Annotated in this window: 20 protein-coding genes; 5 read left to right on the top strand and 15 right to left on the bottom strand. The window is 63.1% G+C overall.

Annotation, left to right across the window (positions count from 1 at the left end):
• Nucleotides 1-5 precede the first annotated feature (5 nt).
• From ACFSQT_RS31390 to ACFSQT_RS31380, 3 genes are all read right to left on the bottom strand, one after another.
• Nucleotides 6-698, bottom strand: a complete 693-nt coding sequence (locus tag ACFSQT_RS31390; RefSeq protein WP_379025486.1) for an HAD-IA family hydrolase — start codon at nucleotides 696-698, stop codon at nucleotides 6-8.
• Between the two features lie 267 nt (nucleotides 699-965).
• Nucleotides 966-2,339 (bottom strand): aspartate aminotransferase family protein, encoded by a 1,374-nt coding sequence (locus ACFSQT_RS31385; RefSeq protein WP_379025425.1) that lies wholly within the window; start codon nucleotides 2,337-2,339, stop codon nucleotides 966-968.
• 14 nt (nucleotides 2,340-2,353) lie between these two features.
• Entirely contained in the window at nucleotides 2,354-3,193 is an 840-nt protein-coding gene (locus tag ACFSQT_RS31380) for a GNAT family N-acetyltransferase (protein ID WP_379025423.1), read from the bottom strand.
• 320 nt (nucleotides 3,194-3,513) lie between these two features.
• On the opposite strand from ACFSQT_RS31380, the gene ACFSQT_RS31375 reads away from it, so the two are divergent.
• A complete protein-coding gene (locus tag ACFSQT_RS31375) occupies nucleotides 3,514-4,182 on the top strand; it encodes a haloacid dehalogenase type II (RefSeq protein ID WP_379025421.1) in 669 nt (222 codons plus the stop codon).
• 16 nt (nucleotides 4,183-4,198) lie between these two features.
• Entirely contained in the window at nucleotides 4,199-5,473 is a 1,275-nt protein-coding gene (locus tag ACFSQT_RS31370) for an NAD(P)/FAD-dependent oxidoreductase (RefSeq protein WP_379025419.1), read from the top strand.
• A gap of 38 nt (nucleotides 5,474-5,511) precedes the next feature.
• Here ACFSQT_RS31370 and ACFSQT_RS31365 read toward each other — a convergent pair whose 3' ends face one another.
• The 6 genes from ACFSQT_RS31365 to argE all read right to left on the bottom strand — a co-directional run bounded on the left by ACFSQT_RS31365 (nucleotide 5,512) and on the right by argE (nucleotide 12,090).
• Nucleotides 5,512-6,969, bottom strand: a complete 1,458-nt coding sequence (locus ACFSQT_RS31365; RefSeq protein ID WP_379025417.1) for an NAD-dependent succinate-semialdehyde dehydrogenase — start codon at nucleotides 6,967-6,969, stop codon at nucleotides 5,512-5,514.
• Nucleotides 6,970-6,985: 16 nt separating this feature from the next.
• The gene (locus ACFSQT_RS31360) at nucleotides 6,986-8,029 is read right to left on the bottom strand and encodes a tartrate dehydrogenase (protein ID WP_379025415.1); all 1,044 of its coding nucleotides are present in this window, start codon (nucleotides 8,027-8,029) and stop codon (nucleotides 6,986-6,988) included.
• Between the two features lie 10 nt (nucleotides 8,030-8,039).
• Entirely contained in the window at nucleotides 8,040-9,503 is a 1,464-nt protein-coding gene (locus ACFSQT_RS31355; RefSeq protein WP_379025413.1) for an aldehyde dehydrogenase family protein, read from the bottom strand.
• A 150-nt stretch (nucleotides 9,504-9,653) separates the two neighbouring features.
• A complete protein-coding gene (locus ACFSQT_RS31350; protein ID WP_379025411.1) occupies nucleotides 9,654-10,007 on the bottom strand; it encodes a cupin domain-containing protein in 354 nt (117 codons plus the stop codon).
• Between the two features lie 23 nt (nucleotides 10,008-10,030).
• Complete coding sequence (locus tag ACFSQT_RS31345) at nucleotides 10,031-10,954, bottom strand: 2-hydroxyacid dehydrogenase (RefSeq protein ID WP_379025409.1); 924 nt, start codon at nucleotides 10,952-10,954, stop codon at nucleotides 10,031-10,033.
• An 11-nt stretch (nucleotides 10,955-10,965) separates the two neighbouring features.
• A complete protein-coding gene (argE, locus tag ACFSQT_RS31340; RefSeq protein ID WP_379025407.1) occupies nucleotides 10,966-12,090 on the bottom strand; it encodes an acetylornithine deacetylase in 1,125 nt (374 codons plus the stop codon).
• 240 nt (nucleotides 12,091-12,330) lie between these two features.
• Here argE and ACFSQT_RS31335 point away from each other — a divergent pair, with 240 nt between their 5' ends.
• Nucleotides 12,331-13,230, top strand: a complete 900-nt coding sequence (locus ACFSQT_RS31335; RefSeq protein WP_379025405.1) for a GNAT family N-acetyltransferase — start codon at nucleotides 12,331-12,333, stop codon at nucleotides 13,228-13,230.
• Between the two features lie 482 nt (nucleotides 13,231-13,712).
• Here the strand turns inward: ACFSQT_RS31335 and ACFSQT_RS31330 are convergent, their stop codons facing one another.
• The 6 genes from ACFSQT_RS31330 to ACFSQT_RS31305 all read right to left on the bottom strand — a co-directional run bounded on the left by ACFSQT_RS31330 (nucleotide 13,713) and on the right by ACFSQT_RS31305 (nucleotide 19,147).
• Nucleotides 13,713-14,753, bottom strand: a complete 1,041-nt coding sequence (locus ACFSQT_RS31330; protein ID WP_379025403.1) for an EscU/YscU/HrcU family type III secretion system export apparatus switch protein — start codon at nucleotides 14,751-14,753, stop codon at nucleotides 13,713-13,715.
• Between the two features lie 168 nt (nucleotides 14,754-14,921).
• Nucleotides 14,922-17,087 (bottom strand): type III secretion system export apparatus subunit SctV, encoded by a 2,166-nt coding sequence (sctV, locus tag ACFSQT_RS31325; RefSeq protein ID WP_379025401.1) that lies wholly within the window; start codon nucleotides 17,085-17,087, stop codon nucleotides 14,922-14,924.
• Nucleotides 17,084-17,395: a tetratricopeptide repeat protein gene (locus tag ACFSQT_RS31320; RefSeq protein WP_246691349.1), complete on the bottom strand. Its 312-nt coding sequence runs from the start codon at nucleotides 17,393-17,395 to the stop codon at nucleotides 17,084-17,086. Before ACFSQT_RS31320 ends, sctV begins: the two co-directional genes overlap by 4 nt.
• A gap of 17 nt (nucleotides 17,396-17,412) precedes the next feature.
• On the bottom strand, nucleotides 17,413-17,742 hold the full coding sequence (locus ACFSQT_RS31315; RefSeq protein WP_379016934.1) for a hypothetical protein: 330 nt from the start codon (nucleotides 17,740-17,742) through the stop codon (nucleotides 17,413-17,415).
• Nucleotides 17,743-17,843: 101 nt separating this feature from the next.
• On the bottom strand, nucleotides 17,844-18,845 hold the full coding sequence (locus tag ACFSQT_RS31310; RefSeq protein WP_379025399.1) for a SctD/MshK family protein: 1,002 nt from the start codon (nucleotides 18,843-18,845) through the stop codon (nucleotides 17,844-17,846).
• Between the two features lie 119 nt (nucleotides 18,846-18,964).
• The gene (locus ACFSQT_RS31305) at nucleotides 18,965-19,147 is read right to left on the bottom strand and encodes a hypothetical protein (protein ID WP_142868881.1); all 183 of its coding nucleotides are present in this window, start codon (nucleotides 19,145-19,147) and stop codon (nucleotides 18,965-18,967) included.
• A gap of 213 nt (nucleotides 19,148-19,360) precedes the next feature.
• Here ACFSQT_RS31305 and ACFSQT_RS31300 point away from each other — a divergent pair, with 213 nt between their 5' ends.
• The gene (locus ACFSQT_RS31300) at nucleotides 19,361-20,221 is read left to right on the top strand and encodes a MurR/RpiR family transcriptional regulator (RefSeq protein ID WP_379025396.1); all 861 of its coding nucleotides are present in this window, start codon (nucleotides 19,361-19,363) and stop codon (nucleotides 20,219-20,221) included.
• A 78-nt stretch (nucleotides 20,222-20,299) separates the two neighbouring features.
• Entirely contained in the window at nucleotides 20,300-25,003 is a 4,704-nt protein-coding gene (locus tag ACFSQT_RS31295) for a LysM peptidoglycan-binding domain-containing protein (RefSeq protein ID WP_379025394.1), read from the top strand.
• The last annotated feature ends 404 nt before the right edge of the window (nucleotides 25,004-25,407 follow it).

Raw genomic sequence — 25,407 nt, 5'->3', positions numbered from 1 at the left:
TGGGCTCAGGTTCGTTCCTTCAGGCTTTCCCGCACGGCCGCCGCAAGGGAGGCCATCGAGGTGAAGTGGTGGTCCGGCACGGTAAAGCGCTCCGGCTCGATTGTGCCGCCATAGCCCTTCTGGGCATGCCGGCGCTCGATCCAGCAGTTGGTCAGGCCAAGCGCGCGGGATATGCCGATGTCGTGATACTGGCTTTGCGCGACGTGCAGGATGTCGTCCTTGTTGTCGCCGCGCGAGGCCACGAAATCGAAGACCTTCTGGAAGAACGCCGGATCCGGTTTCTCCGTGCCGGTATCGTCGGCCGTGAAGGTGGCGAAGAAGGGCGATCCGAGCTGCTGCTCGAAATGGTCGAGCGCCCAGCGCCGGGCATTGGTCATGGCAATCAGCTTGTGGGATTTCGCAAGCTCGGCCAATGCCGCCGCGCTGTCGGGAAAGCCTTGCCAGGCGCTGGCGGAGTCCCGCAGGCGGACGCTGTATTTCTCCTCGGCTGGCAGGCCGAGCCGCGGCGCGATGACCATGTAGACGCGCACCAGATCGTCGGGAAACAGGCCCGCATCAGGCATGTAGCGGGCCTGCCGGTACAGAGCCAGCGCGGCTTCGCCATCGATGGAGACGCCAGCGTCGGCGGCAATCCCGGCCAGGCAGGTCGCAATGCCGCCTTCGAAGTCGATCAGCGTGCCGACGACGTCGAAGGTCATGTATTTGAACTCGCTAAAGCCCCTGGCCAAGACTGGCTCTCCTCTGCGCGCGGCCGAATTGCATGGTGCTGAACAGAACAAAATTCCGTGCTGTCCCGGGCGTCGGCCTTTTCAAAAGCCCGGAAATTCGGGCCCTCTGGCCTTGTCTTAAGAGCAGTCTGGCACTTCCCCCGCGCTGGATTCGCCGAAAACGCGCAGGGCTGCGGCACAAAATTGCGAAATCGTCTGCCCCAGCGCTATTTCGAAACACGCGGTACTCGGGTCCCGTCATGCCAGGGCCTGGCGGACATCAGGATCGTCCAGCGTCTGGTCGAGCGTCCGGCGCGTGCGCTCGATGATCGCATCGATGTCGTCGTCGGTGCAGCAGAGCGGGGGAGCGTAGCCGATGACCCCATGCGCAAAGGCACGGATGATCAGGCCGTTGTCCCACGCCCTGTCGAAGACGCGCCGCGCCGGCATGGCCGATGCTGGTAGCGGGGTCTTCTTCTCCTTGTCGACCACCAGTTCGATCGCGGCAAGCATGCCTCGACCGCGCACATCGCCGACGAGCGGGTGGTCGCTCAGGCCTGCAAGTCCCGCCATCAGGCGAGAGCCGGCCTTGACGCCATTCTCCAGAAGGCCGTCTTCGTAGAGCTTCAACACCTCGAGCGCGACGGCGGCGCTGACGGGATGAGCGGAATAGGTGTAGCCGTGGCCGACCGCAGAACCGCCCGCGCCATCGGCGATGACGTTGTAGACATGATCGGCCATGAATACGGCGCCCATAGGAACGTAGCCCGAGGTCAACCCTTTCGCTGTCGTCAGGAAATCGGGAACGATGTCCTCGTCCGTACAGGCGAACAGGGGTCCCGTGCGGCCGAAGCCGGTGATCACCTCGTCGGCGATGAACAGGATGCCGTACTCCCGGCAGAGTTCGCGTATCGCCTTGATCCAGCCCTTCGGCGGGACGATCACGCCGCCCGAGCCCTGGATCGGCTCGGCATAGAAGGCGGCGACGCGCTCCGGTCCGAGCTCTTCGATCTTGGCCTTCAGCGCGGCGAGCGATGCGGCGGTGATCGCGTTCCCGTCCTCGCCCACCGGGTTGCGATAGGGGTAGGGCGAGGGGATCTTGTGTTGCCATTCAAAGGGAATGCCGAAACCGTCGTGAAAGGCGGGCAGGGCGGTCAGGCCCGCGCCGACCACCGATGACCCGTGATAGCCTTGTTCGATGGAGATAAACTGGTCGCGTTTCGGCTCGCCCCTGGCATTCCAATAGTAGCGGACGAAACGGATCGTGCTGTCGATCGCGTCAGACCCGCCGAGCGTGAAATAAACATGATTGAGATTCCCGGGTGCGCGCTCGGCCAGCTCCGAGGCGAGCCGGATGGCCGGCTCCGAGCCGAGGTCGAAATAGGCGGTGGCGTAGGGTAGCTCGCGCATCTGCCGGGCCGCCGCCTCGACGATGCTGTCGTGGCCGTAGCCGGCATTGACGCACCACAGCCCCGCGAAGCCGTCAACGAGTTGCCGGCCGGATGCTTCGGTCACGGTCGCGCCCTTCGCCGATTTCAGCACGCGCACGCCGAGCGCCTCATGGCCGCGGTATGAGGAGACCGGATGGATGAGATGGGCGCGGTCGAGTTCGATCAGTGAATTGGCGAGCATTGTTGTCCTCCGGACTAGCCGAGCGCCTGGTTGGCGAGGGCGTAAACTTTCTGTCTGATCTGTTCCGCGCCGTTCTTGGGCGGACGGTCCATGGCCACGCCGCCGCCGGCATGGGCAAGGCCGATTTCCTCGAGCCAGCCGGCGATACCCGTTCTGCTGTCGGTATCCACCCGCAGGAAGGCGCCGGGGCGCGAAGCGGCGAAGAAGCGGATCAGGGTCTTGGCATCCTCGGCATTTCCCGCGATGACCGGCCCGATTACCTCGCCGCGTCCAAACGGGCGGATCGCGGCATAGGCCTCGATGGCGCCGTTGCGGCGGATGATGGCGAATTGGCCGCGCTCGGCCAGTGCATCGATCAGGGCTTCCCGGTCGGCGCCATAGGCGTCGCGGTCCAGCGCCTTGATTTCAGGCAGATCGTCAATGTGTGCGGCTTCCACGCCGTTGGGCGCGCCAAGCTCCTTCACCATCCCCTGATGCTGCAGGATCGTACCGGACGGCACGAAGCCGAGCTTCTCATAGAGAGGCATGCCGTCAGTCGTCGCAACGAGCCGCAATGGGCGGTCCCTTGCCAAGTCAAAGGCCTGTTCCATGAGCCGGCGCCCGAGCCCCTTGCCACGCACGTTCCTGTCGACGATCACCATGTTGATCATGGCGCAATCCGTGCCGTAGGGCGTTACCAGTATAGTTCCGGTGACGCGGCCCTGGTCGTCGACCGCGACCGCGCCGCTCGAGAGCTGCAGCGCCATCTGCCAGTCCTGCGGGCGATGCGGCCAATTCTCCTGGCGAGAAAGCGCCAACGCGCCCTCGATATGGTCAGGCCCGAAGTCCTGGATTTCGATCTCGCCCTGCTGCATGAGGCATCCTTCCGTCTGCTGCCCAAGTCTCGGCCATCGGCGCGCCGCAGATCGTCTGAAGGCTTTGGCTTTGACGGTATCTTTCGCCGTAGCGCGAGGGGTGCGCCGCATCTTGTGCTGGCGCCGTCCGCGGTGGACGCGCTTCACGTCGCGCGCGGCGCCGCGTTCGGCACTCCAGATGCTATAGCGTGCCAAACAGGATGGCGGATACGGAACTTTCTGCTTTCGGGAGGGCGATTTCGGTCAGGTGGGTCGCCACCTGCCGTCCTATGATGAAATACATCCCAGCGCGGATGTGCTTCCACCGGAGATCGACGGACATGGCTTCCTTCAGGCCCAAATACATCACCTTCGACTGCTACGGCACGTTGACCCATTTCCAGATGGCGGAAGCGGCGCGCGACCTCTACGGCAGCCGGCTCGACGAACCGCGCATGCAGGAGTTCATCAAGAACTTCGCGGCGTATCGGCTTGACGAGATCATGGGCGACTGGAAGCCCTATGCCGACGTCGTCCACAACGCACTCGAGCGCTCCTGCAAGCGCAACGGCGTCGCCTTCAGCGCCGACGACGCCAGGATGGTCTATGAGCGCGTCCCGACCTGGGGGCCTCACGCGGACGTTCCGGCCGGCCTGGCGAAGGTGGCCAAGGAGATTCCGCTGGTTATCCTCTCCAACGCCATGAACGCGCAGATCATGTCCAATGTCGAAAAGCTCGGCGCGCCGTTCCATGCCGTCTACACGGCAGAGCAGGCGCAGGCCTACAAGCCCCGCTTCCAGGCTTTCGAATACATGTTCGACATGCTGGGCTGTGGCCCGGAGGGCATCCTCCACTGTTCGTCTTCGTTCCGCTACGACCTGATGTCGGCGCACGATCTCGGCATCAAAAACAAGGTCTGGGTCAACCGTGGCCACGAACCGGCCAACCCGTACTATGGTTATGTCGAGATATCAGACATTTCGGGTCTTGCGGGCGTGGTTGGTCTTTGAAACAGGCGGGTTGCCGATGAAGTTCGTCTCCTACTGGCACGACACAGCCCCCGTCTTTTCCGGCGGGGCGCAAGGCCCGGTCGAGGGGCACTACGATGCCGCCATCATCGGTGGCGGCTTCACCGGTCTCGCCGCGGCGCGCCAACTGGCGAAGGCCGGCGCCAAGGTCGCCGTGCTGGAGGCGGAGCGGGTGGGCTGGGGCGCATCCGGTCGCAATGGCGGACACCTGAACAACGGCCTCGCCCACAGCTACCTTTCGGCCAAGGCGGAGCTCGGCAAGGAACGGGCGATCGCGCTCTACCGGGCGCTGGACAGTTCCGTCGACACCATCGAGGCGCTGGTCGCCGAGGAAGGCATCGACTGCAATTTCCGCCGCGCCGGCAAGCTGAAACTCGCGTCCAAGCCGCAGCATTTCGAAGCGATCGCCCGCAACTTCGAAGCCATCCATGCCGAAGTCGATCCGGATACGGCGCTGCTGTCGGCGGCAGATCTCAAGTCCGAGATTGGCTCGCCCTTCCACGGCGCGATGCTCTCGAAGAAGAGCGCCATGATGCATATGGGCCGCTATGTGGCAGGCTTGGCCACGGCCGCCGCCCGCCACGGTGCCGTGATCCACGAGAACGCGGCAGTGACCGACCGCAAGCAGGCCGGTGGCAGGCACGAGCTCACCACCTCCCGAGGCCGGATCAGTGCCGACAATGTGCTGGTGGCGACCGGCGCCTACACCACGCCGAATTTCAGTTACTTCCGCCGCAGGATCATTTCCGTCGGCAGCTTCATCATCGCCACGCGGCCGTTGAGCGACGCCGACATCGCCGCGACCATGCCCGGCAACCGGACTTGCGTAACCTCAATGAACATCGGCAACTACTTCCGGCTTTCGCCGGACAGGCGCCTGATCTTCGGCGGTCGCGCGCGCTTTTCGGCGACATCGGACCAGAGCTCCGACGCCAGGAGCGGACAGGTATTGCAAGCAGGCCTCGCGGCGATCTTCCCGCAGCTTGCCAAGGTCGAGATCGACTATTGCTGGGGTGGGCTCGTCGACATGACCAAAGATCGCTTCCCGCGCGCCGGCTACCATGATGGTGTCTGGTACGCGATGGGCTATTCCGGCCACGGCGCGCAGCTTTCCACCCATCTCGGCATGATCCTGGCCGATGCCATGCTCGGCCGCGAGGACCGCAATCCGATGAGGGGGCTCGAGTGGCCGTCCATCCCCGGCTATTCCGGCAAGCCCTGGTTCCTGCCGATGGTCGGCCTCTACTACAAGGCGCTCGACCGGATTCAGTGATCGTCGATCCGGCCCGGTCGGGCTTCAGCCAAATTGCCTCAGCCCAGCCCGCCCATGTGGAAGCTCTTCATCTCGAGATATTCCTCGATGCCGGCCTGCGCGCCCTCGCGGCCCAGACCGGACTGCTTGACACCGCCGAAGGGGGCCACCTCCATCGAGACCGAGCCGGTGTTGAGTCCCACCATGCCGAACTCCAGCGCCTCGCCGACGCGCCAGGCGCGTTTCAGGTTTTCGGTGTAGAAGTAGGAAGCAAGCCCGTAGGGCGTGCCGTTGGCGAGCGCGATCGCTTCCTCTTCCGTCTCGAACCGGAAAAGCGGCGCGACCGGACCGAACGTTTCCTCGCTGGCGAGCTGCATGTCTTTTGTGGCGCCGGTCAGCACCAGCGGCGCGACATACTGAGGACCCTCCGGCAGCGCCGGCTTTTCGGTGATGATCATAGCACCTTTGGCGAGCGCGTCCTCGACATGGCGGTTGATCTTCTCGACCGCCACCATGTTGATCATCGGCCCGATGGCGACGCCGGGCTGCGTGCCGGGCCCCACGGTCATGGCGTTGACGCGAGCGCTGAGCTTTGCGGCGAAGGCTTCGTGGACACCGGCCTGGACGAGGATGCGGTTGGCGCAGACGCAGGTTTGGCCGCCATTGCGGAACTTCGAGACAAGCGCGCCCTCGACGGCGAGATCGAGATCGGCGTCGTCGAAGACGATGAGGGGCGCGTTGCCGCCGAGTTCGAGGCTGAGCCGTTTTACGCTGTCGGCCGCGCCGCGCATCAACAGCGAACCGACACGCGTCGAGCCGGTGAAGGAGATCTTGCGAACGGTCTCGTTCGCCATGATCTCGTTGCCGATTTCAGCCGGCATGCCCGTAACGATGTTGATGACGCCGGCGGGGATGCCCGCGCGTTCGGCGAGCACGCCGAGCGCCAGCGCCGAATAGGGCGTGAACTCGGATGGCTTGATCACCACCGTGCAGCCTGCGGCCAGCGCCGGCGCGACCTTGCGGGTGATCATAGCGTTGGGGAAGTTCCACGGCGTGATGATGCCGCACACACCGACCGGTTCCTTCAGCACGATGATGCGCCTGTCTGGCGTCGGCGAGGGGATGGTGTGCCCGTTGATGCGGCGTGCCTCCTCCGCGAACCATTTTACGAAGGAAGCGCCGTAACGGATCTCGCCCCGGGCCTCGTCCAGCGGCTTGCCCTGTTCCGCCGTCAGGATCAGCGCCAGATCGTCCAGATGCGCGAGCATCAGGCCATGCCAGGCTTCGAGCAGGGAAGCGCGTTCGGCATTGGTCCTCTTCTTCCAGTCGCCATAGGCGGAAGCCGCGGCCTCTATGGCCGCACGAGTCTCCGGACCGGCCATGTCGGGCACCGCGCCGATCGTTGCCTGGGTCGCCGGATCGACGACGTCGACCGTCCTGCCGGAGTCTGCAGCGACCCATTGGCCGCCAATCAGGCCGGTCTCGCGGAAGAGGTTTTTGTCTTTCAGGTTTTTCATCGAAACGACCTTGCAATCAGGTGAGCGCCGCGACGATTGCGGCCGTTATGGATTTCGTGCTGTCCTTGCCGGGAATGGTGCCTATGCCTCTGGCGGTTGCGGCTTCGACTGCCTTCATGACGCGGCTGGCCGCAGCCTTTTCGCCGAGATGATCGAGCATCAAGGCGCCGGACCAGATGGTGGCGATCGGATTGGCGATGCCCAGATGCGCGATGTCGGGCGCGGAGCCGTGCACCGGCTCGAACATGGACGGCGCCGTGCGGTCGGGGTTGATGTTGGCGGAGGCGGCGTAGCCGAGCCCGCCCTGGATCGCCGCGCCGATATCGGTCAGGATGTCGCCGAACAGGTTGGAGGCGACGACCACGTCGAGGCTCTCCGGCGCCATGATCATCCGCGCGGCGAGCGCGTCGACATGATAGCTGGTCACGGCGACGTCAGAGTACTCCGCAGCCAGCTTGCGGGTGATCTCGTCCCAGAACACCATCGAGTATTTCTGCGCGTTGGATTTGGTGACGGAGGCGAGCTTGCCGCGCCGTGTCCGCGCCTGCTCGAAGCCGAAGCGCAGGATGCGCTCGACGCCGGCGCGGGTGAAGATCGAGGTCTCCACGGCGACCTCGTCCAGCGTGCCTTGATGCACGCGCCCGCCGGCGCCCGAATATTCGCCTTCGGTGTTCTCGCGGATGCACAATATGTCGAAGTTTTCCGCCCGCAGCGGGCCTGTCACGCCCGGCAGCAGGCGGTGCGGCCGGATGTTGGCATATTGCACGAATGCCTTGCGGATCGGCAGCAGCAGGCCGTGCAGCGAAACGGAATCCGGCACCTCCGCCGGCCAGCCGACTGCGCCGAGCAGGATGGCGTCAAAGCCGCGTAAGGTCTCGATGCCGTCCTCCGGCATCATGCGGCCGGTATCCTTGTAGAATTTGCAGGACCAGGGGAACTCGGTTCCGGTCAAGGCAAAGCCCGCGTGTTTGGCCGCGGTCTGCAGCACAGACCAGGCGGTGGCGGTCACGTCGCGGCCGATGCCGTCACCGGGGATCAGGGCGATCGAATAGGACTTCATCGGCACCTCTTCACAGGCTGATCAGGACGCTCTTGGTCCTGCGGTTGGCTTGATAGGCTTCGCGGCCGAGATCCTTGCCGATGCCAGAGCGCTTGTAGCCGCCGGTCGGCAGGATATGGTCACGCGAGCGGCTGTAGCGGTTGACCCAGACGGTGCCCGCTTCGAGCTTGCGCGCGAAGCGGATCGTGCGGGACAGATCGGAGGTGAACAGGCCGGAAGCCAGTCCATAGGTCGGATGGGTGGACAGCGCCAGCGCCTCTTCCTCGGTCTCGAAGGTCTGGACGGTCAGGACCGGGCCGAAGATTTCCTCGACGATCGCGGGATTGGTCTGGTCCACATTGGCGATCAGCGTCGGCTCGTAGAAATAGCCTGGGCTGTCCATGGTGTGGCCGCCGGTCAGGCATTGGCCGCCGGCTTCGACCGCGGCCCGCACGATACCGTCGACACGCGCCCGCTGCCGTTCCGAGATAACAGGTGAATAGTGCGTCGCCTCGTCCCAGGTCGGGCCGGGGCGTGCCGCCTTCATCTTCTCCAGGATCGCGGCCGTCAGCCTGTCGGCGACGCTCTTCTCGACGATCAGCCGCGTGCCGGCGACGCAGGCCTGGCCGGCGTTGAAGGTGACACTGCCCGCGATGGCCATTGCGGCCTTGTCCAGATCAGCATCGGCAAAGACGATCTGCGGGCTCTTGCCGCCGAGTTCCAGCGTCATCGGCTTGACGCCGGTGCGGGCAACATTCTCCATGATGGCCGAGCCGGCGCGCGTCGAGCCGGTGAAGCTGATCTTGGCGATCTCGGAATGGCCGGTCAGCGCCGTGCCGGTCGTCGGACCGTCGCCGAGCACCACGTTGATCAGCCCGGCCGGCAGGCCTGCCTGGACGGCGAGCTGTGCCAGATAGACGGCCGAGAAGGGTGTCATTTCCGACGGCTTCAGCACGACAGCATTGCCTGCGGCCAGTGCCGGGCCGAGCTTCCAGCCAGCCATCGAGATGGGGAAGTTCCACGGCGTGATCGCACCGACCACGCCATAGGGCTCGCTCATGATCATGCCGAGGCTGGCATCGTCGGTCGGCACCAGCTCGCTGCCTTCCTTGTCGGCGAATTCAGCAAAGAAGCGGATCTGCTCGGCCGTTACGGCGATGTCGCCGGCTACGAGCTGGCCAACGGGCCGGGTGGAGCACAGAGCCTCGATCCTGGCCAGCGTTTCGGCTTCTACCTCGATCAGGTCGGCCCAGGCCTGGAGTGCCCTTGTGCGCACGCGTGGCCGAACGCCGCCCCAGTTGCTGGCCTTTAGCGCCGCCTTGGCGCTGTCCACCGCGCGGTGGATCATGTCGGCACTGGCCACGGGACTGGCGGCATATACTTTGCCGTCCGACGGGCGACGCATCTCGATCGCACCCTCGGCCGCGATCAGTTCGCCGCCGACGAAATGGCCGACGGGAAGGCAGACGGTATCCGGATCGAAGCTCAGGCCCACGGGCGCCTACTTTCAGCTATTCTGGAGGAACCTAACGCGAGCAGGAGCGCAGCATGCGCCGTTCGGCGATCAGTGGCGGATGATTGTTGCGTACCGGCGATGAGAGACGGCAAAATCTGTTGCGGAGGCCGGCGCCCCAGGCCGACCCTTTTATCCAACCGTGACGTAGATTTTGCGCACCGTTTCGATGGTCTTCCAAACACCGGTGAAGCCGGGCTTCAATACGAAGCTGTCGCCGGCGCGGTAGGTCACCGCCTCGCCGCCATCGGGCGTGATTTCGATCACGCCGGTGAGGATGTGGCAGAACTCGAAAGTCTCCCCCTTGATCGAGCGCGTCTCGCCGGGCGTCGCTTCCCAGACGCCGGTATGGACGAGGTCGCCCTTGGCGGCGTCCTGCGCCCAGGTCTTGAAGGCAGGGTTTCCGGCAATCAGCCGTTCGGGCAGCGCCTTGGATTCGCGCGGCGGGAAGGCAGGGCTGGTGTCGACGGTCTTGAGCAGGGACAAGGGATGGCCTTTCAGGTTGGATTTCAATAGCCGCGCGACCGGTCGACGAGCCCGATGGGGTCGAGCCCGGCGCGGTGGCGTCGGATGTTTTCGATGACGCCCCGCGCAGCGGTCGCGGGCTGGGTGACGCTGGCGACATGCGGGGTTAGGATGATCTTCGGATGCGACCAGAACGGATGGCCTGTGGGCAGCGGTTCGGGATCGGTCACGTCGATCATAGCCGCCGAAAGGTGGCCGCGATCGAGCGCGGTGACAAGCGCCTCGTCATCGAGCTGCGGCCCCCGGCCGGTGTGGACGAGGGCCGCGCCCTTGGGCAGTTTCGCAAACAGGTCGGCATCGAGGAAACCGCGCGTATCTTCGGTCAGCGGCAGCAGGCAGACCAGTATGTCGCTGGCCGCGAGCATCCCGTCCAGCCCGAGCTCGCCATGTTGACAGGCCACGCCCTCGATCTGCCGTGCCGAGCGGCTCCAGCCGGCGAGCGGAAAGCCGAAGGGCTTTAGGCTATCGAGGACTGCCCGGCCGAGGTGCCCGAGGCCAAGCACGCCGATCCGGCGCAACCCGGCCTGCAGCTGCGGGATGTCACGCCATTCGCCGGCGCGCTGCTGTGCCAGATAGGCAGGCAGGTTGCGATGCAGGGCGAGCACGGCCAGCGCCACATACTCCTGCATCATGCGCACGATGCCTTCCTCGATCGTACGCACGATCTTCACCTGCTCCGGTACGCTATCGAGGCGGAACTGGTCGACCCCGGCGCCAATGGAAAACAGGATCTCCAGGTTCCTGTAGCGGGCGAGGTCTTCTGGCGCGGTCCAGGTAATGAGATAGCGCACGGCGTCGGGATCGACCGTTGCGGCATCCATCGTGAAGGGGACGTCCGGCAGCTCCTTGGCGAAGGCATCGGCGAAGATCGCCCCGCGCCGCGCATCGGAATTGAACAGGAATGTCATTCCGGTTCCCTTCAAGCCGCGCAGCGGGCGCCCAGCACCTCGATCAATCGCTGGCAGGTGGCGAGTTCGCTGGTGAGTATGTATTCGTCCGGCTTGTGGGCGCGGTCGATGTCGCCCGGTCCGCAGATGATCGCATCGAACCCGGCGGCCTGGTAAAGTCCAGCCTCCGTGCCGTAGCTGACGGCGGCAAGCGGCGCTTCGCCAGTCAACTCGGCTAACAGTCCCGCCAGTGCGGCGTCTTGCGGCAGCGACAGCGCCGGATAGGCGCTCATCGGTGTCCACTCGACCCGAAAGCCTTCGGCCACAAGGGCCTCTGCCCGCGCCTTTACCGGCGCGAGCAGGCTCGCCGGGTCGACACCGGGAACCGCGCGAGCCTCCAGGTCCAGCGTGCAGGTGTCGGGGATGATGTTCACCGACTGTCCGCCCGACACCACGCCCGCTTGCAGCGAGGAGTAGGGCGGCTCGAAGGCAGGGTTGAACGGACCGTGCGTCAGCCGCTCGGCTTCGCTCACGGCAGCGGCCAGCGCACCGGCCACGGCATGGATGGCGTTGAGCCCGAGATCGGGCCGCGAGGAATGGCCGGGGCGCCCTTTGATGATCACGCGGGCGGCCGCCTTGCCCTTGTGGCTGCGCACGGCGCGCATGCCGCTCGGCTCGCCGACGATGACGCCGAGCGGCTTCGCGCAAAGTTCGGGAAGGCGGGCGATCAAATGTGGCACGCCGCGGCATCCCACCTCCTCGTCATAGGAGAAGGCGAGGTGGATTGGCCTGGCAAGGCGCAGTCCCGTTAGCGCAGGCACGGCCGCGAGTGCTGCGGCCAGAAACCCCTTCATGTCCGTGGTGCCGCGCCCGTAGAGCCGCGCGCCCTCCCGGCGCAGCGCGAAAGGAGCCGAACTCCATTGTTGCTCGCCGGCAGGAACGACGTCCATGTGGCCGGACAGGATGTAGCCCGGGATATCGGCGGGCCCGATTGTCGCGAAAAGATTGGAACGGTCGCCTTCCGGCCCTGGAAGCACTGTGACCTGAGTTCCGTATTCCGCGAGATAGGCCGCGATCCAGCCGGCGATATCAGCGTTCGGCCTGCCGGCGACCGATGGAAAGGCGACGAGACGGTCGAGGATGTCGAAGACGTTCATTCCAGCCCTCAAAACATTTCGGGTCCGCCGGGATCGATGCCGTCGACCATATGCTGCTAGATTTCCAAAGAGAGTGTGCGCGTTCTTTCGCGATTGCGTGCCGAAAGCGGAAGTGTTTCAGTTGAATCTTGCGTTGGTACGCGGCTTTCGAGCAAATCGTACCGGGCTGCTTGTTTAGCGTTGGCCGGACGTGGGCGGTGGCCGGCAGGTCGCCCTCCCTCGTGGTAATCTCTCAGGGGCATGGACTTGAAGCCTTCCGAAAGCTTGAAAATCGATACTTTCTCGATGCGCATCGACGATATCGAAGGCGTCGATCTGGATCGGTTGCACGCACTCTCGCTCTCCGTGGGATGGCCGCATCGCGCCGAGGATTGGCAGTTCCTGCGCCAATCGGGACAGGGGTTCGTGGCGCTCGATGAGATCGGCCGGGTTCTCGGCTCGGCCATGTGGTTCGCTCATGGCGCCGGCTTCGCGACCGTGGGCATGGTCATCACCTCGCCACGCCTCCAGACGCTGGGCGCGGGGCAATGGCTGATGAAGCGGGTCTTCGACAGGGTAGCCGGCCGCGACTTGCGCCTCAATGCAACCAGAGCGGCGAGGCGGCTCTATCTCTCGCTCGACTTCCAGCCGGAGAAGACTGTCTATCAATGCCAGGGCATCGCCCGCCTGGAGACGACGGGTAGCCCGGCGGACATTCTCGATGTCAGGACCTTGGACCCAAAGGATATTCCGGCAGCGATCGCGCTCGACGCGGCAGGATTTGGCGTGAGGCGGGCGGCACTCATCGAAAGGCTTTTCGCACACTGGGCCGGCTATGGTCTTTTCAAGGATGGCAGGCTGAGCGCATTCGCGCTCTGCCGGCCGTTCGGGCGAGGCCACGTCGTGGGGCCGGTCGTGGCGGAATGCGACGCCGACGCTGTAGCGATCGTCCGGCCGCACGTGGCCGATCATTCGGGGTCTTTCCTGCGGATCGACACCCACATGGACAATGGCGAGTTCGCCGCCTTTCTGTCGCATAGCGGAATGCCTGTTTTCGACACCGTGCTCACCATGTCGATGGGCAAACGCCTCTCCGATTTTGCCGTCGGCACCGCGGTTGCACCAGTGACCTATGCGCTCGCCAGTCAAACTCTTGGGTAGTTCATTCCAAGGACGCGGGCCGTCGCGGCTGTCCACGCCTCGCCGGAACTCTTGCGGCGCTAACTGGGAGAACCGACATCGAGGTAACTAAGGGTTTGCAACTTTGCCGGATCAAACGCAGCAGGCCGCGGAACCTTACGGAACGATACAGGAAGATTTCTGATCTTAGATCACAAAAAACTCAATAAAATCAACGTTCTTGCCGCATCCTCCGGCCCCCACCATGACTATTGATTTGCAACGAAAAAAACCCTGTCTGCAGCGGGTGACGGTACTTCTTGAGAGACGCTCCGTCGAAAACCGCAAAGTTCAAAAAACGTCCGTTTGGTCCCGATAATTGGTGAAACCTCAAAAAATTTTTTGCGGCGATCGCGATGGCCCAGAGCGTTGCTGACAGACCGCTCGCCGGATCGCCCATCGTGTTCCCCGATTGATCGCTCGCGGGAAACGATACCTGCTAAGAACGACCGCGGTTTTTTGCCTCAAGTGAGTCCGTGCCGGACGAGATGGCGAACGACCGGCGAGAACATCTGCTGGCCGATATAGGATCCGGTGCTCGCATTCTCGAAGAGTGGTTCGGCGACGGCAGCATCCTCGACTATCGCGATACGTGCCTGGCGCGCTTGAGCTACTATCTCGTCGGCTGCGCGGCCTTGGCCCTTGCCGACGACCGTCGGCACCGGCGTTTCACCCTTGACGTAGCGCAACGCCACGGCGCGGTCGCCGGACACGAAGACGATGACCGCATTCTTCACACCCAGTTTCGCGGGTTGCATCACTGCTTCGCGCCGCTGCCGCTGCTGTTCGTGGCGGATCAAGGGATCGCCTTCGAGATCCTTGTGTTCGCGCTTGTATTCGGTTGTCGTCATGCGCATGTCGCGAAGGAACAGCCAGCGCTGAATGGGAACGTCGATCAGGCCGATAACGACAAAGGCCAGGGCTGCGGCAACTCCAAGGGGTGTCAGCACCGCCTTGATGATGGGCTCCAGGCACGACTGACCGCAGCCTGGTGCATCGAAGAGCGGCTGCAGCCACGCGGTCAAGATGAATACGAACAGGCTTGCCAGCAACACCACCTTGATCAGGCCCTTGGTGAACTCGATGACGTTGCGGAGCGACAGGATTTTCTGAAGGCCCTTCGCCGGGTTTATGTGATCGAACTGCGGCTTGAGCTGCTCAAACGAGAAGACCGGCCCGAACGTCCCTAGCATGCCGAAAGCCACGGTGAAAACGACGACGATCCCGACCAGCGGCAATGTGGCAAGCATCAGCAACGAGGACGAATGGCGGATGGCCCGCAGGCTGACCTCCCCGAACGAGCCGCCGGACATCGTCACGGTCTGCACGAGTTCCGAAAGGCGCCTGAAGAGCATCGGCCAGGAAAAGTAGAGATACGCGAGCGCCGCGAAAAGGGTGAAGCCGGAGACCAGGTCGCGGCTCTGCGAAACCTGGCCTTTGCGGCGGGCGTCCCGAAGCTTCTTGTCGGACGCCGGTAACTTCTTTTCTTCAGCTTCTTCGGCCATCTTGCTATCTTATCGCACTGTCGTGGTTCCACTAACCGTCGCGATAGCGAGCCGGCGCAAATCCGTCCGCCTGGCGCCAGCGGCTGGTCGAATGCCTGCTGCGGTATCGTGGATTGTCATGCCGTTCCTCTCCTGAATCCCCAAAAGTCCCCGTCCGTCCGGCTGGCGTCATGAGGTTGCCTCTTGCCCGGCCTTCGGCTGAGCCGATGGCAGCGACTGGGAGACATTGCGCGCGCCGGCTTTGCCCGAGCGGCCGGCGATCGTGGCCAGCGGCTGGACGTTGAATTCTTGCGCGAGTTCCTGGAAGGACAGAACTGGAAGCTCGATGGCATTGTGAATGAGCAGGCTGCGCATATGGCGCCGCACGTCCATCGCGGCGAGGACCACTGGCGAGACATCGGTGGCGTTCTGTGCCAGCGCTCGCTCGATTTCGGTGACCAAGGCCCGCGCGTCATCGTCCGAAAGATTCAGGAATGTCCCGGTCGAAGTGCTTTGCACCGCGTTTCGCAGGATATCCTCGGCCGATCGCTGCAGGACATAGGCGGCGATGATGTTGTTGCGGCCGGCGGAGCGGAAGCTGATCTGGCGTTTCAGGGATGTGCGGACATATTCCGTCAGCAGCACGACGTCCTGTTCGCGCTGGCCCCATTCGATCAGGGCTTCGAGAATCAGGCGCAGATTGCGGATCGGCACGTTTTCGCCGACGAGCCGGCGAAGCACTTCCGCGATCTTTTGCAGCGGCACGATCTCCTGTGCCTGTTTGACCAGGTCCGCGTAATCCGGCTCCATGTCCGACAGAAGCCGGCGCGTCTCCTGAATCCCGACGAAATGGCCGGCATAGAGCCGAAGGGCATTTCCGGTCCATCTGGCCGCTGTTTCGGCCGGTGCGGAGAAGACGAAGCCAGCGTCCATCAGGATCGATATGTGGCTGTCATCGACCCACACGAATTTGCGCTGACCGGCAACCGAAGGACCTTTTTCGTAAGTCACTTCGAGCAGATCGAGATGCGTTGCGTCCGCTTCGACAAGAACGCGGTCGGCCGGGATTTCGGCGTCCAGGATCGGTGCACCCTCCAGATCGACGCGGATGCCGCGCGGTGAAAGCATCTCGTCGACCTGCATGCCGATTGCGGGAACGTCGACACCGAGATCGCCGAAGAGTTCGCGGCGCACGTCGTCGGCGAGCGCGGCGAATTCGGGCTCGGGGATCGAGCGTCCGAGCTCGATTCCGAAGCGTACGACGACGCGATAGGAAGGAGGCAGTGTTCCGGTGGGGATTGCTGAAAGCGAGGTGGAATTCCCTGGTTCGGGCGTCGCGATCTGGCCGATGTCCTTGGGTTCGGATTCCTGGGCCGTGCGGCGATTGATTGCGTAGGCGCCCGCTCCGAAGCAGGCGCCAAGGATGAGGAACACGATGGCGGGGAAGCCCGGCACCATGGCAAGGCCGACCATGATCACCGCAGCAAGCGCCAGCGCTCGGGCGTCCCGCAGCAGCTGACTGGTTATCTGCTGTCCAAGGTCTCCCGTTCCGTCGGCGCTGCCGACGCGCGTCACCATCGTACCGGCAGCCACGGCGACGAGCAGTGCCGGTATCTGCGCCACCAGCCCGTCACCCACGGTCAGCAGCGAGTAGGTGGCAGCCGCGTCCCCCAGGGACATATCGTGCTGCAGCGTTCCGACGGCGAAACCACCGACAAGGTTGACCAGAATGATCACGATTCCGGCGATGACGTCGCCCTTGACGAACTTCATGGCGCCGTCCATCGCGCCGAACAACTGGCTTTCACGCTCCAGCTGCTGGCGCAGACGGCGTGCCTCCGCATGATCGATGTCGCCGTTGCGCAGCTCGGCATCGATACTCATCTGCTTGCCCGGCAGCGCATCGAGCGTGAAGCGCGCGGCGACCTCGGCGACGCGTTCGGCACCCCGCGCAACCACGATGAACTGAGCGACGGTGATGATCAGGAAGATGACCAGGCCCACCGCAATACTGCCGCCGACGACAAAGGTGCCAAAGGCGGTAATGATGTCGCCCGCGTCGGCCTGGAGCAGGATCAGTCGCGTGGTCGTGATCGTGATGGCCAGCCGGAACAAGGTGGCGATGAGGATGACCGACGGCAGCGACGAGAACTGGAGCGGATGAGAAACGTAAAACGAAGCCAGCAGGATCAGCACGCTGATGGCGATATTCGCGGTGATGAGAATGTCGACGAGGAATGTCGGCAATGGAATGAGCATCATCACCACGGCGACGAGCAACAGGAGGGCAATGACCAGATCGCTGCGGCGTGACAGCCTGGCCAGGAATTGCAGAAGTCGCTCCGATATGGTCATTCAACACCTCGTTGCGACAGGAAGCTCAGCAAGGCACTGCGCGCCTCGGTCTTGCGCCCGGCCACGAGCAAGGCGCGGCTCTTCAGCAATGCAAGCGCCGGGTGATCCATGCCTTCCAACGTCTCCAGCCTGGCAATCGTGGCAAGGGCCTTTTCCGCCTCGCCATCGAGTATGAGCAGATGAGCCAATGTCCTGAGGACGCCGGCGTTTCCCGGCGAGAGCTGTGTGGCGATAAGCAGGTACGCCGCGCCCCGCTTTGCCTGCCCGTGACACCCGTAGAGATAGCCCAGGACGTGCAGCAGATGCACCGTGTCATGCGGGTCGGTCAGATTTCGATCCCTTCCTGCATGCGACCAAGCAGATCGCGATGGCGCTCTATCTCATCCTCCATCAGCGTTCTGGCGAGTGTCTTGAGTTGCTCGCCACCCTCAAGGTCAGGGACCAGGTTCGTTATGAAATGCTGGAGAATTGGCACGGAGCGACGCAGGATGGCTGGCTCGGGAATGCCGGGCATGACGAAATTGCTGAGGATCTCGTCGAGCGATTCCCCGGCCGCACCCGCAGAGGGCTGGAATTCCGCGGTGTCTGGCTTTTCCGTACCAGTGGCGGACTTCGTCCCCTGAGCACGGTTTGCGGCCTTGTCGGCGCCATTCATCCGTCGCCGGTTGATCGATTGACCGCGTACGCCTTCGGCCTGTCGGACCTCGCGGCCGTCGACCCTTGCCGTGTCGAACCGCGGCCCTTCAAGCCGGCGGCTCACGGATATTTCAGCGCGACCGTGGCGCCGCCCTTGGTCAGGACAAGTTCCGTCTCGCCGATATGCTTTATCGTCCAGCCGTCATTCGTGAAGGCACCTTCGTGGTAGCGTGCACCGTCGGCCGCGATGACGTAAGGCCGCTCGCCGTACCAGATTGCCTGCAGCGTCAGGCGCGGAGCCAGCTCCGCGTTGCCGGTCATGACGTTGGAGACGAGGGCAATGTGCGCGCCGAACGCCTGGTCGAACCAGGATTGCGTTTCAGTCCAGACGCCACTCTTGTCATTCGGGATCATCCCCGAGACCACGAGGCGTCCCGATGATCGCTGAACGGTCAATGTGCTTATGCCTGAGTGCTCGAGATGCTGCTTGAGCTGGCTTTCAGCGTCGGCGGCGCCCTGCATTTGCAGCGGCGATGAATCGTCCAGGGTTTGTTGCCTTGCCTCGCCTGCGAAGGCCATTCTGACCGGCTCGCCGTCCTGGGACGATAGCTTCTCGCCAATGTCGGGCCTGGCGAAAGAGAACCCGTTCGCAGCGACGGAAACAGCGAACACGGCAAGGAGAACGCTGCCCGCAACCAGGAGAGGGCGATTGGAAACCGCCCACCGGCTGGAGGGGCGTTCCGGGTTGACCATCTGGATACGGGCGTCACCGATACTTATGGTGATTGGCAGCCTGCAGCGGCTGCCATGTCCCTCGTGGATGGTCTCGCCTGTGGCAAGCGTGACATCACCGCCGACAGCTTCGATTTCAAACTGGCTGCCTTGGCGCCGCAGTCTTGCATGGATCGGCGCGATGCCGGCATCCCTGAGGACAATATCCGATTCCGTGCTGGAGCCGATCGTATAGACCGGCTCGACCAGACCGATTTCGGCGCCGGCGTGAAATCCGTGGGTTACGCTGAGCGCGATGGAATGTCCGGCTGCCGGGGAGGGGGCGACAAGCGATCGGAACCGGCGCGCCGGCGCCGCATCCAGATATCTGCCGATAGGGCTAGCGGTCATGCCACTTCTCTCGCCGATGACGATTCAAAATGCAGCCAGACGACGGCGTTGAAAGGTTCTGCCGTGCCAGTACGCCGCCGGTTGCTTGCGGCGGCGTATGGGTTCGAGAATCCGCTGGCTCAGGCCTTTTCGGCCGACTCGCCGAGCGTCTTCGCGGTGCTCATAAGCATGTCATGTTGGGATTTCGCGATCTCTTTCGTGATCTCCAGCCCAAACATGCGCTCCTGTTGCTTGATCATCTTGTCCAGGTTCTGTTCCGGCGATCCTGTAGAGCCGGAGGTAATGGGAGGGGTAACAGCCATCATTGTCTCCTTGAGGACTATTCAAGTTACAAACTCCAGACTCACACCGCTGCGATCCGGCAGGTTGCGAAGCCAGTCTAAGGCAGCATGATCGAAATTGAAAGTCCATTTGGAATATATGAGCCACTCAAGTTCCAAGTGTTGCATTGCCGGCGTTCGAGGAGTAATCTGCGAGGCGGGTGAATGGGGTATTTCAGGATGGAAAAAGGTCCTTTGGCCGAGCTGTTGGTCGAACGGTTTGAGACTATGCCGCCGCAGTTGCGGGTCGCCGCGCGTTTCGTGCTGGATCATCCCAAGGATGTCGCGCTGATGTCGATGCGCGAGCAGGCGCACCAGGCCGGTGTTTCGCACAGCACGATGATGCGGCTGGCGCGATGGCTCGGGCTGGAAGGCTACGAGGATATGCGCAGCCTTTATGCGCGTGCGTTGCGTGAGACGATTGCCGGGGAGCCGGCGCGGCAAGGTATCGAACAGCGGGGAGATCCGGGATATTCGACCGCCGGCGTCGTTGCCGACACGCTCGCGGCCCAGATTTCAAGTCTTGGTGAATACGGCAATGCCATGCAGATCATTGCCGCGGCCGACCTGCTTGCAAGGTCACGCGATCTGTTCGGTCTCGGCTCGCGCTCCGCCTATCCGGTCGCGAGCCACTTCGTTCACCTCATGTCGTTTCTGGCTGGCGGTGACCGGAAGGTGACGCTTGTCGGCGAGATGGCCGGACAGGGCCTGGATGCCCTCCAGCACGCCGGACGTGGCGACGTCCTGCTGGCCGTGGGCATGTCGCCTTATGAGCGCACGACGATCGACGTGGCGCGCCAGTCGGCCAGACAGGGTGTCGCCGTGGTGGCAATCACCGACAGCAGCGTGTCGCCGCTGACGCGGATCGCGCGGGAGACAATCATCGTCACGTCGAATTCGCAGTCGTTCTTCCCAAGCATGGCGCCGGCGTTCGCCGCCGTCGAGCTTCTGGCGGCGCTGACGGCAGTGCGGTCCCAGACGGATGCCGCGGAACGAGTAAAACAGTCGGAAGAGCAGCTTGCAGCTTTCGGCATTTATTGGAAGCCCCCTCGATAACATCCGAAAGGGTGCGATCGGGCGGGGCGTGACGGCGGCCAAGGCTGCCGGCGACAGTGATTTCCGGAGGTCGTCCAGATGGTTCGCTCGATAACGCTCACCAAGCCGCCGCTCCAGCCGCAAAAGGTCAACGCCACGGCAAACGCCGAGCAGATCGCGCGGCTGGAGGCGCAGGCGGCGAAGCTCCGGGAGCAGATCAGGCTTGCCAACAGGATGGGCGAGCGCGATTGGGCGGCGCAGGCCCGCCAGGAACTGGCGCAGGTGACGACGCAGCTGAGTTCCCTTCAGCCGGCGCAGGTTGCCGCTCCGGCGGCGCCGGCTTTGAACGCCAGCACCGGCACATCGGGCAACGGCACGACGGTGACGCCGGCGCTCTATGTGCGGACGGATCTCGCGGCACCCACGCTGATGTCGGTGAAACTTGACGGAAGCAAGCCCGAAGACAACGCCGCGGAAGCGACGACTGCCCGCAACATCGTCAACGACGTCACCGGCGGCAAGAGCATCGACCAGATTGCGTCTGCCCGCGGCATGACACGCGACCAGGTTATCGCCGCGCTGAGGTCCGGTGGCATGACCGTGTCGACCACCAATCCGACAAGCGACAATGGCGACGTGCAGGCGACGAAAATCACGGATGCCAGCGGCCACACCGTCACGCAATATTACGACTATCAGCACGACAGCTACTATACGAGCGTGGAGCAGCCCAACGGCACTGCGACCACCACGCCGATCCGGGATGGGCTCGGACGCAAGGAAACCAGCAGCCGCGATCCCGATACCGGCGCCATCACGACGCGTTATGAGGACGACCTTGGCACGGGCACCGTTACCGAGCGGACATCGCTGCCCAACGGTGCTTCTGTGGAAACCGTGACGCCGGGCGCCGGTCCTTCCCTTCCCGTGACCACCGTCACCGGTCCGGACGGCCACAAGACCATATTGGCTTACCGTCAGGATCCAGGCGGGAAAAGCACGCAGACTATCAAGGAAGGTCTGGCCGACGGCAAAAGCATCGAGCAGATCGCACAGGAGAACGGTCTCACCAGCGAGCAGGTGATCGCCGAATTGCAGGCCGCCGGCTATCAGGTCAAGACAAGCAGCAATAGCGACGTGCAGTCGGTCGAAATCGTCGAGGCGCACACTGGCGACAAGACTGTCTACTCGCATGACTATCAGCACGACACACGCACCGTCGTGACCACGGCCGACGGCAAGGAAACCTCGCGATCCGTCGATGGCAACGGCGGGACCCGCAGCAGTGTGCGCAACACCAAGACGGGCGAAACCACGACCACGACAGCCGATCCGAAAACAGGGACCGAGACCAAGACCGTCACCGACAAGGACGGCCGGGTGACAACGACCACCACCGAGAAGATCAATGGCGGCAAGCCTGTCGAGTACGAGGTCAAGCCGGGCGACAATCTGACCCTGATCGCGCAGCAATATGGCATGACGCTGGATGATCTCAGACGGACGAATCCGGAACTTTTCAGCTCGCACCGCGACCCGGACATCCTCCATACAGGCGAAAAAATCACCATCGAAAACGGTACGCGCACGACCGTGGAGGTCGCCTTCAACGGCTACACGCTGACCACCAAGCCCGATGGCAGCATGACGCTGCACAACAATACCACCGGCACCGACCTGAAGATCGAGGCAGGAAGCACGCAGGCCGCTTTGGCCAGGACGCTGCTGGCGGTGAACCCCAACAGCAGCAATTCCGAGGAGGCCCGGGAAGGCCAGGTCGTGAAGACCTTCGTCGAAGGGCTGTTGGCCGGTGAGACCCTGCCCAGCCTCATCAACGCCGCCGAGAAAGCCGGACAGGACAAACAGGCCCTGATCGATAAATACGGTCTGGGCACGGCTGCCAAGCCCAAGCTGGATGGGCAAAACAGGGTTGTCGATCCGTTCGGCGATCCGCCGCGGGGTAACGCGCCTTCCGGCGGCAAGTGGACGCCGATGAAGATCGACGGCGTCTGGACCTGGGTCGATCCCCAGGTCGCCCAGGCTATCATTACCGAGAACATCGCCCTGTCGCGCATCACCGAGACGCGAGCTCTGGCTGTCCAGCAGCAGGAGCAGCTCAACGTCGATATGCTCGACCCCGCCTGCAAGGATGCCGTCGATGGCGCGCAGACGATCATAAACAAGGCGCTGGCACCTCTCGGTCTGCAATGGGCCGCGCAGAAACCGAAGGGCACGCTTGCCGATGCGGGGGAGCGGCTGACCAAGGCCAACACCTTGCTGCAGAACGCACGGGATGCCCGTGGGGAGTACGAAAACGCCGGCAGGGTTCTTGGCGATGCGATCGCCCAGCAGCGCGAACTCAAGCCACTAATTGATCCCAACGCGCAGGCCTTTACGTCGACGGACAAGCCTGCCCCCGATCGGCAGACAGAATATGCGCAGGGGCTTGCCGACCATGCAGCCGTCGATAAGCTGTTTTCCGAGGTCGGCTTGCATCTGGGCAAGGGCGATAAGTTGACGATCGATTTCCTGGTAGGACAGGCCGAACTCGACGGTGTTCCGACCGACTCGAAGGAATACAAGGACCTCAAGGCACTGCAGACGACGGCAGGCAATCAGCTCGAATTGGCGCAAGCCTATCAGAACTACTTCGGCGCCCATGCCGATGCCACGCAAGTGGGCGCGCAGCAGGCGGATCTCGAGCACCGGCTGCTCGTCGAGTACCTCGGTCAGAAGAAATTCGATCCAAACGAGAAATACAACAGATATAGCGGCGACTACCTGGGGCACTACAAGACGTCGACGATCGAAATACGCGATGGCCAGGTCTGGGTCGTCAGCCATTTTGACAAAGGAACGACAGAGCAGCAGCTCACCTACAATCCGAGCGACAAGAATATCAAGGGCGAATATCGCGACCGCCAACTCAACAAGGAATGGCAGCAGTTCCTGGGCGGCACCAGTTCCGCCATGAAGGTGTGCACGGCAAATGCCCCGGTGGCGGCAAGGGCCAGCGAGGCCCAGGCGGCGAAGGATTTGAATGATGTCCTGGATCGGCAGCTCGGCAACAGCATTACCGACCTGAAGACGACGCTGACGACGCTGCAGACCAACTTCAACAATGCGCTGACGCAACACGGGCCGGGAACGGTCGATGCGCCCAAAGGGACGCTGCCAGATGGCGTGCAGCCGGTCGAAATCAATGTCGGCGGTCAGACGATCAAGGTGGCGCCCGAGGTTGCCCAGAAATACAACCAGATAGGGATCGACGCGCTGACCCAGGGCGGCAAGGCAATCTGGATCGACCTGGATACACAGGACGATGATCACAGTGGCCGCTGGGTCGATCCCGAGCTGGCGGTCTCGAAGCTCAAGCTGGAGGCGACAAGGGCTCAGATAACGCAGGCCGAGGATTTGCGCAGGGTGGTGCAAGGTTTCAGCGACTACCATGAGCTTCGGCTCAGCGATCCCTCGCTCCTGGCCGACCGCAACAGCACGGTGGACAAGACCTATCTGGACGAACATCAGCAGCAGACGCTCGACGGCATCTATGAGCCGAAGTTCCAGCAACTGCTCGACAGTGGCTACGACAACGAGTTCCGGGAACAGCGTGGGACGGCCCTCGATGACACGGTCGCCAGGACGCTCGGCCTGGATCGTTCGACCGATGAGGGCCGCGGGGCGATCGACAATGTGACGGAGGAGATCCGCGATATCGGCGGCGACAACCCGTATGTGCGCAGCGTGCCGATCTTCTATGTCGACGACGAGGTCGGGACGCAGCAGGTCACGCTCTTTGCCGTGCGCGACGGTGACGGCAACACTCGCTATGTCGACGTGACCGGCAAGAAGTTCGACAACCTCGGTGATTTCCAGGACAACAACAGCCAGTTTGGCGAGAACGGCAAGCTCGTCGTTCCCAAAGGCCTGGAGATGAAGGCGGGAGACGACGGCAAGATCGCGCTTGAGGTCGTCAAGTCGCGCAACGTCTCCGTCTGGGACAAGGTTGTCGATCCGCTGGTGGGCATCGGGACCGGCATCGCCACCATCCTGTCGTTCACGCCGGCTGCGCCGATCGCGGCGCCGCTCGCCTATACCGGTGCCGCCTATCTCGGAACCAGAGCGGTCATAAACCAGGTCAACCATCTGGAACATGGCGGCGAGTGGGACGATAGAGAGTCACTGATGAACATCGCCAGCGCGGCGACCACGGTTCTGCCCATGGCGTCCAGCGGCCTTCGCACCATTGGCCTGGCGGGAAAGGAAATGACCGCCCTTCAGGCCTTCCGCGGCAGCATAGGCGCAACACGATCCGGGTCTTCGCTGGCGCTCGAGACCCGCAGCTACATGCAGTCGACGGCTGGCCTGAACAAGGCGGCGTGGGGAATGGATGTCGGCTCGGTGATTGTCGGCGCACCTTTGCTGGCGACCTCTGCCTACGATCTCGCCGTCAACGGAGACCAGATGAATGGTCTCCAGCTTGCCAACGCGCTTACGGGGCTTGGCACCGGCATCACTGGCACCGGCCTCGGCATCCACGGTCTGCGCACGTTGCGGCCGGGCACGGGCACGCAGGCGAGTTCCAAACGCAGGGTCCACGAGGGTCTTGCCTATACCCCGTACGCACAGGCAGGAGGCTCAAGTGACGCTGTTGGTCACGGTGAGACATGGAGATGCCAAAACGCACCCGCCACGAGCAGCCGCCAGGGGCAATGGACCGCGGCAAACATTGCCGCCCGCGCACAGCTAGGGAGGAAGGATACTTTTATTCCACTCGGGGTTAGCGACTCTAGGTTTTTTTAATGTATCAGTTGGGTGGAGATGTTTTTTGTTGAACGCCGGTCTATTGCCAACAAAGTGCTAGGGCTAAAAACTACGATCCAAAACGAGTGTCGGTTAATATACAGAGTGTTGGATATCAATAAAAGGATCCTACCCATCGTGCTATCGACATTTATCAAGGAAGATTCGTTTAAGGATGGCCACCTTATTTAGGTGGCCTTTTTTTTTTACTGATGGAATAACCTATGCTGCAGCTTTTCTACTAAATCCAATAATGGGCTTGTGCGGACGGTCAGGATTTGAGTGGCGCTGCTACGCTGAGTGCAATCCACAAAAGGCGATCAGTTGCGGTGGTATGTTGCCGACTTGGCAACGATTGTCGCCGTTGAGGATGCCAGTTGGTCCGAAAGTTTTACCCAGTACTC

It is taken from the genome of Mesorhizobium calcicola (assembly GCF_042682105.1).
Lineage (GTDB): Bacteria > Pseudomonadota > Alphaproteobacteria > Rhizobiales > Rhizobiaceae > Mesorhizobium > Mesorhizobium calcicola.
This window is presented reverse-complemented; position numbering and strand designations above follow the sequence as displayed.

Bases quoted from the DNA above. Each gene is read 5' to 3' on its own strand.
- ACFSQT_RS31390 (WP_379025486.1), bottom strand. From the start codon at position 698: ATGACCTTCGACGTCGTCGGCACGCTGATCGACTTCGAAGGCGGCATT.
- ACFSQT_RS31385 (WP_379025425.1), bottom strand. From the start codon at position 2,339: ATGCTCGCCAATTCACTGATCGAACTCGACCGCGCCCATCTCATCCAT.
- ACFSQT_RS31380 (WP_379025423.1), bottom strand. From the start codon at position 3,193: ATGCAGCAGGGCGAGATCGAAATCCAGGACTTCGGGCCTGACCATATC.
- ACFSQT_RS31375 (WP_379025421.1), top strand. From the start codon at position 3,514: ATGGCTTCCTTCAGGCCCAAATACATCACCTTCGACTGCTACGGCACG.
- ACFSQT_RS31370 (WP_379025419.1), top strand. From the start codon at position 4,199: ATGAAGTTCGTCTCCTACTGGCACGACACAGCCCCCGTCTTTTCCGGC.
- ACFSQT_RS31365 (WP_379025417.1), bottom strand. From the start codon at position 6,969: ATGAAAAACCTGAAAGACAAAAACCTCTTCCGCGAGACCGGCCTGATT.
- ACFSQT_RS31360 (WP_379025415.1), bottom strand. From the start codon at position 8,029: ATGAAGTCCTATTCGATCGCCCTGATCCCCGGTGACGGCATCGGCCGC.
- ACFSQT_RS31345 (WP_379025409.1), bottom strand. From the start codon at position 10,954: ATGACATTCCTGTTCAATTCCGATGCGCGGCGCGGGGCGATCTTCGCC.
- argE (WP_379025407.1), bottom strand. From the start codon at position 12,090: ATGAACGTCTTCGACATCCTCGACCGTCTCGTCGCCTTTCCATCGGTC.
- ACFSQT_RS31335 (WP_379025405.1), top strand. From the start codon at position 12,331: ATGGACTTGAAGCCTTCCGAAAGCTTGAAAATCGATACTTTCTCGATG.
- ACFSQT_RS31330 (WP_379025403.1), bottom strand. From the start codon at position 14,753: ATGGCCGAAGAAGCTGAAGAAAAGAAGTTACCGGCGTCCGACAAGAAG.
- sctV (WP_379025401.1), bottom strand. From the start codon at position 17,087: ATGACCATATCGGAGCGACTTCTGCAATTCCTGGCCAGGCTGTCACGC.
- ACFSQT_RS31315 (WP_379016934.1), bottom strand. From the start codon at position 17,742: ATGAATGGCGCCGACAAGGCCGCAAACCGTGCTCAGGGGACGAAGTCC.
- ACFSQT_RS31310 (WP_379025399.1), bottom strand. From the start codon at position 18,845: ATGACCGCTAGCCCTATCGGCAGATATCTGGATGCGGCGCCGGCGCGC.
- ACFSQT_RS31305 (WP_142868881.1), bottom strand. From the start codon at position 19,147: ATGGCTGTTACCCCTCCCATTACCTCCGGCTCTACAGGATCGCCGGAA.
- ACFSQT_RS31295 (WP_379025394.1), top strand. From the start codon at position 20,300: ATGGTTCGCTCGATAACGCTCACCAAGCCGCCGCTCCAGCCGCAAAAG.